The 12,556-nt window shown below is 38.9% G+C and carries 11 protein-coding genes and 1 pseudogene; 8 read left to right on the top strand and 4 right to left on the bottom strand.

Going from position 1 to position 12,556, the window contains the following annotated elements; translation table 11 throughout:
• Positions 1-191 (top strand): annotated as a pseudogene (locus FTT98_RS17975) (DDE transposase); the annotation flags it as partial.
• 47 nt (positions 192-238) lie between these two features.
• Here FTT98_RS17975 and lysS read toward each other — a convergent pair.
• Positions 239-1,765 carry a lysine--tRNA ligase gene (gene lysS, locus FTT98_RS11335; protein WP_078193012.1) on the bottom strand — a complete coding sequence of 509 codons (1,527 nt, stop codon included), beginning with the start codon at positions 1,763-1,765 and terminating at the stop codon, positions 239-241.
• A 460-nt stretch (positions 1,766-2,225) separates the two neighbouring features.
• Between lysS and FTT98_RS11330 the strand changes: the two genes are divergently transcribed.
• Entirely contained in the window at positions 2,226-2,738 is a 513-nt protein-coding gene (locus FTT98_RS11330) for a YqiA/YcfP family alpha/beta fold hydrolase (protein WP_180177387.1), read from the top strand.
• A gap of 80 nt (positions 2,739-2,818) precedes the next feature.
• On the opposite strand, the gene FTT98_RS11325 is transcribed toward FTT98_RS11330, so the two are convergent.
• On the bottom strand, positions 2,819-3,364 hold the full coding sequence (locus tag FTT98_RS11325; RefSeq protein WP_078189930.1) for an adenine phosphoribosyltransferase: 546 nt from the start codon (positions 3,362-3,364) through the stop codon (positions 2,819-2,821).
• Between the two features lie 527 nt (positions 3,365-3,891).
• On the opposite strand from FTT98_RS11325, the gene rubA reads away from it, so the two are divergent.
• The 5 genes from rubA to FTT98_RS11300 all read left to right on the top strand — a co-directional run bounded on the left by rubA (position 3,892) and on the right by FTT98_RS11300 (position 8,596).
• Positions 3,892-4,056 (top strand): rubredoxin RubA, encoded by a 165-nt coding sequence (rubA, locus tag FTT98_RS11320; protein ID WP_005179369.1) that lies wholly within the window; start codon positions 3,892-3,894, stop codon positions 4,054-4,056.
• Positions 4,057-4,134: 78 nt separating this feature from the next.
• The gene (locus FTT98_RS11315; RefSeq protein WP_180041174.1) at positions 4,135-5,313 is read left to right on the top strand and encodes an NAD(P)/FAD-dependent oxidoreductase; all 1,179 of its coding nucleotides are present in this window, start codon (positions 4,135-4,137) and stop codon (positions 5,311-5,313) included.
• 58 nt (positions 5,314-5,371) lie between these two features.
• Positions 5,372-6,310 (top strand): alpha/beta fold hydrolase, encoded by a 939-nt coding sequence (locus tag FTT98_RS11310; protein WP_218948613.1) that lies wholly within the window; start codon positions 5,372-5,374, stop codon positions 6,308-6,310.
• Between the two features lie 11 nt (positions 6,311-6,321).
• Complete coding sequence (oxyR, locus tag FTT98_RS11305; protein ID WP_168379234.1) at positions 6,322-7,227, top strand: LysR family transcriptional regulator OxyR; 906 nt, start codon at positions 6,322-6,324, stop codon at positions 7,225-7,227.
• A gap of 757 nt (positions 7,228-7,984) precedes the next feature.
• Complete coding sequence (locus tag FTT98_RS11300; protein ID WP_168379235.1) at positions 7,985-8,596, top strand: response regulator transcription factor; 612 nt, start codon at positions 7,985-7,987, stop codon at positions 8,594-8,596.
• Positions 8,597-8,685: 89 nt separating this feature from the next.
• Here the strand turns inward: FTT98_RS11300 and ppk1 are convergent, their stop codons facing one another.
• Both ppk1 and mtgA read right to left on the bottom strand, forming a co-directional pair.
• Positions 8,686-10,767 (bottom strand): polyphosphate kinase 1, encoded by a 2,082-nt coding sequence (ppk1, locus tag FTT98_RS11295; RefSeq protein ID WP_180041176.1) that lies wholly within the window; start codon positions 10,765-10,767, stop codon positions 8,686-8,688.
• A 146-nt stretch (positions 10,768-10,913) separates the two neighbouring features.
• Positions 10,914-11,591 carry a monofunctional biosynthetic peptidoglycan transglycosylase gene (gene mtgA, locus FTT98_RS11290; protein WP_078193019.1) on the bottom strand — a complete coding sequence of 226 codons (678 nt, stop codon included), beginning with the start codon at positions 11,589-11,591 and terminating at the stop codon, positions 10,914-10,916.
• Between the two features lie 78 nt (positions 11,592-11,669).
• On the opposite strand from mtgA, the gene FTT98_RS11285 reads away from it, so the two are divergent.
• Positions 11,670-12,494, top strand: coding sequence for a rhomboid family intramembrane serine protease (locus FTT98_RS11285; RefSeq protein WP_180041178.1), 825 nt, complete (start codon positions 11,670-11,672; stop codon positions 12,492-12,494).
• Positions 12,495-12,556: the final 62 nt, after the last annotated feature.

Raw genomic sequence — 12,556 nt, 5'->3', positions numbered from 1 at the left:
CATCTATTGCCCTTCTTAATTTACTCAGATTCGACTCTTTGGCTTCTGCAGGTAATCTCCCCAAACATCTGGAAAGTTTAATGGAGAAATCTAATCGGTATGTTATACCTGAGAGAAGAGTGAGGAGCTATCCAAGGGTTGTAAAAGGAAAACCTCAAAAATACCCAAGAAAAAGCCAGTCAATCTCTTAACTGACTGGCATTACGCATTAAGCGGGTTTTTTATTTCAAAAACTAAATTAGTTTTTATGACGCATATGAGGGAATAAGATCACTTCACGAATACTCGCAGCATTCGCAAATAACATCACCAAACGGTCAATACCAATCCCCTCACCCGCTGTAGGAGGTAAACCGTATTCCAATGCTTCAATGAAGTCTGCATCGTAATGCATTGCTTCATCGTCACCCGCATCTTTTTCAGCAACTTGGGCTTGGAAACGTTCAGCTTGGTCAATCGGATCATTTAACTCTGAGAAACCATTTGCCAACTCACGACCACCGATGAAGAATTCAAAACGGTCCGTAATATGTGGATTTTCATCATTACGACGTGCCAATGGTGAAGTTTCCGCTGGGTATTCTGTGATGAATGTCGGTTGACGAAGTTCTGTTTCAACAGTTTCTTCAAATACGATGGTTTGAAGTTTGCCTAAACCAAAACCAGGTTTTACTTGCTCTTTCAGTTCATTTTTAACGAAGTTTGCAAGGAACTCACGATCAGATACATTTTCAGCAGTGAACGTTGGGTTGTGTTCAAGAATCGCATCAAACATCGAAATTTTCTTGAATGGACCTTTGAAACTATACACTTCATCACCATAAGGCACATCAGTCGAACCTAAGATGTCGATGGCCAATTTTTCAAGCATATTTTCTGTCAAAGCCATCAGGTCTTTGTAGTCTGCATATGCTTGGTAGAATTCAATCATGGTGAATTCTGGATTATGACGTGTTGATACACCCTCGTTACGGAAGTTACGGTTAATTTCGAACACGCGCTCAAAACCACCAACGACCAAACGTTTTAAATAAAGCTCAGGCGCAATACGTAAAAATAAAGGCATATCTAATGCGTTGTGGTGAGTTTCGAATGGACGCGCAGATGCACCACCCGGAATCACATGCATCATTGGTGTTTCAACTTCCATGAAACGCTCATTGCTCAAATATGAACGAATACCTGACACCACTTTTGCACGAATTTCAAAAGTTTTACGTGTTTCTTCGTTCATGATGAGGTCTAAATAACGCTTACGGTATTTAACTTCAGTATCAGTCAAACCATGGAATTTGTCTGGAAGTGGACGGAGTGATTTGGTTAAAAGCTCAAAATGTTCAATATGAACATAAAGGTCACCTTTACCAGAACGACCAATATAACCTTCAATGGCAATAATATCGCCCAAATCGAGTGCTTTAATTGTTGCAAGAACATCAGCATCCAACTCTTTACGTGGTACATAAAGCTGGATACGACCAGTCATATCTTGGATTACGATGAATGAACCACGGTTCAACATCACACGACCAGCAACTTTTACATAAACCTTTTCGCCTGCTTCAATTTCTTCTTTTGATTTTTCAGCGAATTGATCTTGTAGGTCTTGTGCATAGTGTTCACGCTTAAATGTGTTAGGCCACGGGCTAACACCTGTTTCCTTGGCGTGCTCTTTGATGTGCTCTAACTTGGCATGACGCTGTGCAATTAAATCGTTTTCGGAAATGGCTTGTTCAGAAGTCGATTGAGCGTTATGTTGCGTCATCTCTGTCTCAAATAGTTAAAAAACGGAAGTTGCATAGCATAGCAGATTTCCTTTGAATTGAGCAGTAAGCAATGTGCGCATTTTTTCAATAAGTTGAAATTTATCAAAGTAAGTTGTTTTGACAGCTATACCTTCAGGTTTGCTTAATCCATACCTTTCAGATATGCACGAGATAAAAGTTAAATATTTAAACTTAGCAAGCCAATATTTAGCGATATTACAATGACAACTACGCACTTTAAAATATTTATAACTATCAATATATTGAAATATATTTCAATAGCTTAATTCAACCTTTTAATCTATTTTCTTTAAGACTAAAGTCTTTTAAATGCCTACAAATTAGACCAAAAGCTAAATTCTCTTTTTGACGATTCTCTCTACAATGAAGTCATAAAATTGTTGAAAAATAAAATATTCAACACATCCAAAATGTCTGAAAACAGTGTGTAGAAAAACAATGACTTCCTGCTTATCGAAAATTCTGTTTTTACATGGATTGGATTCTTCCCGTGAATCCACTAAATTCCATGCCATCGATGCAAAACAAAAATTCTGCATTGAAGTGGACTATCGCAACTTAAATTTTCAAACTGTTGCGGACTTTTATCATGAAAGTATTGAAACCATTAAGCCTGATATCATCGTCGGTCATAGTCTCGGGGCATACTGGGCTTTGAAAATGTCGCTGTTTCATCGCATTCCTTGTGTGATTGCTAACCCGAGTCTGCATCCAGACTTTCGCGACGACTACCCTGCAATTAATGAAATGGATTTGGATCACGATATTCCACAAATTGCATATATCGAACGTGGCGATGAAATCTTAGATATGTATGAAGCAGAACAACAACTCGAAGACTATATGCAGGTTCAAGTCATGGATGGTGGACATCATCGCCTTCAATGCCCTGAAAATATTAATGATTTAATCCAACATCTCGAATTAAACTATTTAAAAAAATCATATTAATCATAAGCAGCAACGTCGTTTTTATCAGACATAAAAAAGCCCTGTCATAGACAAGGCTTTTTACATTTTAAAGCTGACGCTTAGGCAGCATCTGCTTCAGGACGTGTTTTATCATCTAAAACAGACCAGATATTTAAACCTAAATCTTTATGCAAGTCAGGCAAATCTAAGAAAATGCTTGCGCCTAGAACTTGGTGTTTACATTTTTCAGCCAATTGTTTCACTGCACGAAGCGTACCGCCCGTCGCCAATACGTCATCCACAATAATCACTTTTTGTGATTCGATTTCAGCTGACATTTCAAGACGATCTAAACCGTATTCAAGGCTGTAACCCACACCGACCACTGGTGGTGGTAATTTGCCGGCTTTACGCACCAAGACCAAACCTTTACCCGTACGCTGAGCAAGTAAACTTGCCAAAACAAAACCACGCGCTTCAACTGCAATAAAGCTATCTACTTCTGCCAATTGCTCGGCTGGAATACTTGCAATTAGGGCATCAGTTAACGATTCGATGTTATTCATAAATAACGGCGTAAGGTCAAAGAAGCAAATTCCTGGTTTTGGGAAATCTTGGACAGTACGAATGTTAGACCACAATGCCGCAGCAGTAGAATTACTCATAATAGGAGAAAATAAATTAAGGAAGGAATGTGTGAATTTTAACGCGATTTGAGAGAAAAGAACAGCTAACCCCCGACTAAAATGCATATTTAAGATACAGCAAATTTACATAAGTTATTGATTATTAATATTGTATTTATTTAAAAAATATCAAATATATATTTTCCTAATCATAAAATAAAAGATTTTAGAGTTTTTTTCTGCAAGACTTTAGTCTATGAGGGTATAAAAAGCGGTATTTAGAACCCAATTCACGGAAATGAATTCCAATATAGCTTTCAATAGGCATAAATATTATCAGACAATTTTTCTCAGATCTGGGGTTTTGATGATATTTATTGTCCCTCACTGCCATTCTGCTTTTAATTTCACTCATTAAACTCTTAGCCACTTTACTTTATCGTTAGAACTGCGTAAAAATTTAACATAAGAGTCTACTGTATAAGGCTAATTAACCTTAAGGTATAAACTTATACAGTTATGAAGTATTTACTGACTTAATTTTGTGTCAGTTTTTGGAGAATGGAATGAAAAAGTATCAGTGCATCGTTTGTGGATGGATTTATGACGAAGCAGAAGGCTGGCCACAAGACGGTATCGTGGCAGGAACGAAATGGGAAGATATCCCAGATGATTGGACTTGCCCAGACTGTGGCGTCTCAAAAGTAGATTTTGAAATGGTTGAAATCTAATAAATAGAATCTAAGGCCATCATCGTTATGGTCTTTTTTTTGTCTTTAAAAAAATATGAAATGTGTTTGGAGTTGAGTATGCACCCTATTGTCATTATTGGTTCTGGTATGGCGGGATATGCCGTTGCACGTGAATTTCGAAAGTTAAATACTGAACTAGAACTTATTATGATCTGTGCGGATGATGCCATTAACTACGCTAAACCGACATTATCCAATGCGCTCGTTGGTAATAAAACTCCTGAGCAAATCCCTCTAGGGGATGCCGAAAAAATGTCGGCTCAACTCAATATGCAAATCATCAATATGAGTTGGGTTAAATCCATTGATGCAGCAAAACATGAGCTTACTATTGAAAGCCAAAATGGAACTCAAACACAACTATATTCAAAACTCGTTTTAGCAGTCGGCGCAAATCCAATTCGCTTAGCTATTTCGGGTGATGGCAGTGAAGACATTCACGTCGTCAACAATTTAGATCACTACAAAGCTTTCCGTAAACAGCTTGCAGCACGTGAAGATAAACGTGTGGTGATTTTAGGGGCAGGCCTGATTGGCTGTGAATTTGCCAACGACCTCCAAAATACTGGGGCGAAAGTATCGGTGGTCGATTTAGCTCCGCAACCTTTGGGTCGCCTACTGCCGTCTCATGTTGCAGCTAAATTCCAAAGCAATTTAGAAGAAACGGGTATTCAATTCGTTTTAGGTACGACAGTCGACAAAGTGTCACGTATTGAAAATGGTGACTATCAAGTGAGCCTTGCCAATGGTCAAAGCTTAGTGGCAGATGTTGTGTTGTCTGCGATTGGTCTACAGCCTGAGATTAACTTAGCAAAACAAGCCGGCATTCACACCAGTCGTGGCGTATTAACCAATAAAGGCTTAGAAACCAACTTGGCAGATATCTATGCTGTCGGTGACTGTGCTGAAGTCAATGGTACCCTTCTGCCATACGTGATGCCGATCATGCAACAAGCACGTGCTTTGGCAAAAACCCTCAATGGTGAACATACCGCTGTGCATTATCCAGCTATGCCTGTAGCCGTTAAAACACCTGCAGCACCTTTAACTGTCCTTCCTGCGCCTATTGATGTTGAAACTCAATGGGAAACAGAAGAGCTTGAAGATGGCATGATTGCCCGTGCGATCGATCAAGATGGCGTATTACGTGGATTTGTACTGCTCGGTGCAACTGCTGGGAAGCAACGCTTAACTTTGACTAAGCAGGTTCCGGACTTGATTCCTGCTTCAGTTTAGGGTTTAAATACAAGGACGTCCTGATAATAATAGACGTCCTTTTTAAAGGAAAATAACAATGAATAGTGCCCTTCAGTTTAATATTTCACCTTATGCCTCTTTTATGCATGAAACTCGCGTTGAGTTAGGCAATGGCATTGAACTTCATGTCGAGGTGGGTGGTCATCCTGAAGATCCTGCAATCTTATTGATTATGGGACTCGGCGCACAAATGTTGTATTGGCCCGATTTCTTTTGTAAGTCCCTAATAGACCAAGGTTACCGTGTTATTCGCTTTGATAATCGTGATATTGGTCTGTCGAGTAAAATTCGTAACCCAGGCCCACGTCTTAACACCTTTAAACTGATGGGACGTTTTGCCTTAGGTCTAGAGAATCAAGGTGCGCCTTATGATCTATACGATATGGCAGACGATGTTGCACTGTTAATTGATCGTATGGGACTTGATAAAGTCCATATTTTAGGCGCTTCGATGGGCGGCATGATTGCTCAAATCGTGGCGGCACGCTATCCAGATAAAGTGCACAACTTAAGCTTACTTTTTACCAGTAACATCCACCCCTTACTTCCACCGCCATTTCCAAAGCAATTATTTAGTCTAATTGAAAAACCTGAATCTAACGATGAAGATGGCATTATTAACCATAGCCTGAAAGTTTTTAATATTATAGGCTCTCCAGGCTATATTAATCAGCTTGAAGCGATACAAACTGCACGTAAACTCTATAAACGGAGTTATTACCCAGCGGGTGTACTTCAACAGTTTTTAGCAATATTATGTACAGGTTCCCTGCTGCAGTTGGATAAACAAATTCAGCATAAAACCATTGTGGTTCATGGAGCTCGTGACCGTTTGCTGCCGCCAAGCCATGGTAAGGCCGTTGCAAAGGCTATTTCAGGTGCTAAATTTGAATTAATTGATGGAATGGGGCATGATATCCCACCGCATTTTATTCCATATCTTAGCGGTTTGTTTGCTGATCACTTTAAATCATAAATTAGGACACTATGGCTGCATTACCATCCTTAAGACAGCTGTCATATCTAGTAACACTGTCAGAAACGCTACACTTTACTGAAGCTGCGCGTCGTTCTTTTGTCACCCAGTCTACTTTGTCTGGCGGGATCATGGAACTTGAGCGTTTACTAGGTGGCGTATTGGTAGAACGCGACCGTCAAAACGTGCGTTTAACTCCTCTTGGCGAACAAGTTGTCGGACGAGCCCGAGTTCTATTGGCAGATGCGCAAGACCTAATGCGTTTAAGTCGTGAAATGAGCGAACCTCTAACGGGTGATTTACATCTAGGGGTCATTCCTACTATTGCGCCATTCTTACTTGCGCCATTATTAGAAGAAGTGCATAAGCAATTACCAAAAATTCAATTGCACTTACATGAAGCACAAAGTGAAAAAATTGTTGAGAAACTCGAGCATGGTAATCTAGATATTGTATTACTTGCCCTTCCTTTCGATACACGTAGCTTGAAAGTTGCAGAAGTAAACAAAGAAAAATTGTTCTTGGTGTACAACAAAACTGACCAAAATGCAGCTCAAGCAAAATCTTTAGACGACTTAGATTTATCTCGTTTAATGTTGCTTGAAGAAGGCCATTGCTTACGTGATCATGCTTTGAGTGCTTGCCCGATTGGTGAACGTAAAAATGACCACCGTTTAAAAGCAAGCTCATTGCCAACTTTGGTTGAAATGGTTTCCGCAGATTTAGGCTTTACCTTATTGCCTGAAATTGCAGTTCATACCAATATGATCAAAGCCAATGAAGATTTGGCTGTGAAAGAAATAGAAGCTAGTCCTACACGCACATTAGCATTGGTAACGCGTAAAAGTACGCCGCTTCAAAGTGAATTTGATGTATTGCTTCAAATCTTGCAGAAAATCACCAGTAATCTGCACTAATTCAATCCATGAATATTAAAGAGAGCCCTGTGCTCTCTTTTTTATTTTGCAGAAATTAATAACCCAGAAATAATAATATTGAGATGAGTTTAAAAATTGAAAATGATGAAATACAATATCTAGAAAAAAGAAAAGGCTAACCCAAATAGGTAGCCTGATAAGGTAATATATGACTTGATGTATATCTCAATTCATCGCCTCGATAATATCTTCACACTAGCCAGATAAGTAAGAAGATTAATACATCTTAGTAAAATATAACTTTCGTTAAAATCACTAGTTTCAGGTATTTTAGATAAAGTACGTCTGATTCATTTTCAAAGAGCTTTTTTCATAATTATGTTTTGTGCTATAAAATAAACATTGATGAGAAATAAATCACATTATTTCAAATAGTCACTAATATTCATGTTTAAAATAACTAAGCAATAGGTGAATATTAACTCACATCAGAAACAGTTCAATTTATTAGTTGTCAAAATACTGTTTTCACATTTCAATTATTATTTTCAATTCGAATCGAAATATGATGATTATTTAATCAATATTCTAAAAATAAAAACAAAAAACTATAAATCTTTGCATTCCACATAATGAAAAACACAAAAAACCATACATTAATTAAATTCTATTATATCACAATAACTTAATTATACTTTGATGTATAAATCACTACTTCTAGGTATATTTTTCTAATTCACTTTCATGCACATTATGGAAATGCAATTTGATTAAAAATAATAAATGAGCGAAATGTATGATGAGTGAATTTTTATTGCCAGTACCCGTTTTGATCATTGATCATCAATCAATGACTTCAAAAACAGTGCTGTTTAACATCTTAGGAGACCTCGGTTATCCTGAAGACCTCATTACATTTTCAGAAAATTTAGCAGATGCGGAACAACAAATTTTCAATCAATTGCCAAATTTAATCTTTTTAGTGGTCACGCAACAGTCTGATATCTCATTCATACATAAAATTAAGAAAATCTATCCTTCAAGTAATCTCATCATTTTAGTCAATGAACAGTCTGCAGATTTAACTTTACATGCGATTCAGTTAGGTGCAACTGCCTATATGTTGATTCAACAACCAATTGAAGACACTTATAACCAACTGAAAACCATTTTAAGAGGTGGCGCTGCCCTTCATCCTAGTTTTGCTAAATTTTTATTGAGTGAAACTTTTAGTCCGCAAAATGCAGCGCCGAAACAGCTCAGTCTAAATCCAGCAGAATATCAAATTTTGGATATGGTCAGCCATAGTGCGACTCAAGAGCAGATGGTCAATGAATTAAAACTTTCAACGTATCAAATTGATGGTTTTGTCAAAAATATCTATAGAAAAATTTGTAGCTACAGCTAAATTTAGCTGAGATAAACGATTCAAAAACAATCTAGAAAATTTAAAAAAAATAAAGGGAGCATTGCTCCCTTTATTTTTGTTCAACACATTTATTTAAATGCGTCTAAAAGCACATGCTGTGAATTATGTGCTTCCTCGCCCTCTTGGACATGGGTACGAATCCAACGCCCATCACTTTGGAGCAACCAAGCTTGCTGATTATCTTTTAGATAATTCACTAAACCTAATTGATAAATACGCTTTTTCAAGGCTGGATCTTCAATTGGGAAACAGGCTTCCACACGATTAAATAAATTACGATCCATCCAGTCTGCACTTGAACAGTAAATCCGTGCATCGCCATTATTACTGAAATAATATACTCGGGTATGTTCTAAGAAACGGCCAACAATAGAACGTACACGAATATTTTCAGACAGCCCCGGTAAACCTGGACGCAAACAACAAATAGAACGAATAATTAAATCAATCTGTACACCCGCTTGTGACGCTTCATACAGTTTATTGATCAACTGAACTTCAGTTAATGCATTAACCTTGACAATGATTTGCGCAGGCTTACCTGCTTTAGCATTAGTAATTTCATTATCAATATAATTAATCAGTTGAGCATGTAAGGTAAATGGCGCATGCAGCAGTTTTTTCAACTTCGCCATTTTTCCCATACCAGTCAGCTCTTGGAAAATACGATGTACATCCTCACAGAGTTCTTTATCGGTAGTTAACAGACCATAATCGGTGTAGATACGCGCATTGCCCGCGTGATAGTTACCCGTACCTAAATGTACATAACGCACCAATTTATTATTTTCACGGCGTACCACCAAAATCATTTTGGCATGGGTCTTATAGCCCACGATGCCATACACCACCACTGCACCCGCTTCTTGTAATACATTGGCTACAGCAATATTTGATTCTTCATCAAATCGTGCACGAAGCTCAATTACTGCGGTGACTTCTTTGCCATTACGTGCAGCTTCTGCTAAAACTTGCACAATTTCAGAGTCTGCACCACTTCGATAAAGCGTTTGTTTAATGGCCAAAACTTGCGGATCACGTGCAGCTTCACGCAGTAAATTAATTACCGGTGCGAATGATTCAAAGGGATGGTGTAGCAAAATATCTTGCTTTTGCATCGCACTAAAAATGTTTTCAGATTTTTTGAGTACTTTCGGTATAACAGGAATATGCGCGTCATAACGTAGATGTGGACGTTTAAAGTTTGACAGTAAACGTGCAAGGTTAACTGGTCCATCTACTTTATAGAGTTGCTCTTCTTCTAAATCGAACTCATCAAGCAAATATTCATAAATATGCTGCGGACAATTTTCTGTCACTTCCAAACGAACGGCGCGACCAAAACGACGTGAATTCAACTCACCTTTCAGAGCTTTAGCCAAATCTTCAACATCTTCATTCAAAGCCAAATCGGCATTACGCGTCACGCGGAATTGGTAGCAACCCGTCGCCGTCATACCGGGGAACAAGTCAGAGACATGTTCATGAATAATTGCCGATAGCATCACATGATGCTCTTTACCACCGGTTAATTCATCAGGGAGTCGAACGACACGCGGCAGCGAACGTGGTGCAGGTACAACGGCTAAGTCAATCTGACGACCAAACGCATCCTTCCCCTCTAGAGTCACAATAAAGTTCAGCGACTTATTCACTAAGCGTGGGAATGGATGTGCCGGATCTAAGCTAATTGGCGTTAAGACTGGAGCAACCTGTTCTTGGAAATATTTTTTTACCCATGCCGACTGTGCAGGGGTTAACTCACCACGACGCAAGAAGCAAATGTCTTCTTCACGCAATTTGGGTAAAATTTCTTGATTTAAAATACGATACTGGCGCTCAATTGCCGCATGCGCTGTCGCAGAAATTTCATCTAATACTTGTTTTGGTGTTAAGCCATCTGGACTGCGGCTTTCATTGCCTAAGTCTAGTTGCTCCATCATTCCCGCAACACGAATCTCAAAAAATTCGTCTAAGTTACGTGAAAAGATCAGCAAGAAATTCATGCGTTCAAGTAATGGATGTATCGGATCAACCGCTTGTTCGAGCACACGCAGATGAAAGTCGAGAATCGATAACTCTCGATTGATATAACGATCATTATAAGTATATTCAGTTGGTACTTGCGCGACTTCAGCTGCGGTATTCATTTCAAACCCATATTAAAAAATGTGTGCTGTACTCAGTTTAGTATGCTTCAAATTTGTGACAATTTCATAAAAAAAGCCCATAAAGATGAGCTTTTTGTTGTAATTCAAATCGCTGCCATGCCATTTGACAAGTGTTTAGATCATTCTTAATCTGGGATATGGCTATAACGCATATATTTTTGGATCATACGTTTACGATAATTCAGCTTACGATCTTGTCGATTTTCATCATAATATTTTGGATTAGGTAAAATAGCCGCAATAAATGCCGCTTGCTCTCGGCTCAAACTCCGTGAACTTTTACCAAAATAGTGCTGTGTTGCAGCTTCTACGCCATAGATATTGTCCCCAAACTCAACCGAGTTGAGATATACCTCTAAAATGCGTTGCTTCGTCCACATACGTTCCATCATCCATGTTGCAACAGCTTCCTGCCCTTTTCGGATAAATGAACGCTTATTATATAAAAATAAGTTTTTTGCCAATTGCTGAGAAATGGTAGACCCACCTGCAACCACTTTGCCTTTATCTTTATTGCGCTCTAAGGCATTTTGCATACCCTCCCAATCAAAACCTTTGTGTTGTAAAAACTTGCCATCTTCCGCGGCAACAACTGCATGTTTGACATAATCACTGATTTGGTCGTAATCACGCCATTCGTGTTTAATCGGTTTGGAGGGCTCAGACCAATAATCTAATCGCATCATCATTGTCGATTCCACAGGATGTGTACGCCACCACACCAGACTACCAAAGATCCAAAGCTGCACCAAAAGCACAAGACTGACAAGAATTAACAATGTACGAACAATAAAGGCTTTCATGTCAGTGTGTTACTCCAGAAATTCTGTTTTTTCATGTTAAGCTTATTTTTAAATATTTTGACACAGTACAAGAATAGCATGTCTGAACTCAGCCCTCCTGCTGTATCAACCCGTAAGCTGCAAATCCAACTGTGGTGGATCACAGCACTCTTAATTACCATCAATGTTGGACTCTTTGGCTGGCAAGTGTTGCATGGAATGAACGTAAGCCAACCCGACACACTGGATGCTTTGCGTTGGGGTGCTGATTATGCACCTTTAACCTTTTTAGAGGAACCCATCCGCTTATTCAGCAGTATGTTTTTTCATTTTGGCCTGATTCACCTGATGTTGAATATGTGGGCTTTGTATATTTTTGGCAGTGTTGCCGAGCAAATGTTAGGTCGTTTCTACTTCCTCGGCCTGTATGTTTTAGCCGGACTGATGGGAAGTTTGTTGAGTGGGTATTTAACCATTCAAGATAGCTATGCATTATTGGCCGAAGGTGCAGCCAATCAGCAGCTTTTCCCGAGTATTGGTGCAGGCGCATCGGGTGCAGTGATGGGACTGGGTGCCGCGTTGACGATTATTTCGCTGCTCCCCATGTTACCTAAACAGCAATTTTATCTGGATAAAAAAACTTTATTAATGGTGATGGGAATTAACCTCGCGATGGGCTTTATGATTAGTGGAATTAATAATGCCGCGCATATTGGCGGCATGTTGATGGGGGCTGCGTTGGCTTTCATTTGGTATGTGGGACAAAAAGTACATCAATCCCTAATCATTCAAATGATCGGTCTAATCGCCGCAACTGTCGGATGCTATCTGTTTTATCTACATTGCCAACAATTAATCCAACCGATATTACCGCTTTGGGAACACTTTATCCTGCTGATGAAGCAATCTCTCGCAGCACGTTAAACAGTGGAATGAACCCTGTGGCTATCAACACAGATATGTTGAAAACACATCAAATCATGTCT

The organism is Acinetobacter sp. YH12039 (genome assembly GCF_013420015.1).
GTDB classification, from domain to species: Bacteria; Pseudomonadota; Gammaproteobacteria; order Pseudomonadales; family Moraxellaceae; genus Acinetobacter; species Acinetobacter amyesii.
The sequence above is the reverse complement of the archived record's forward strand: the minus strand, read 5'-3'. Positions and strand labels throughout refer to the sequence as shown.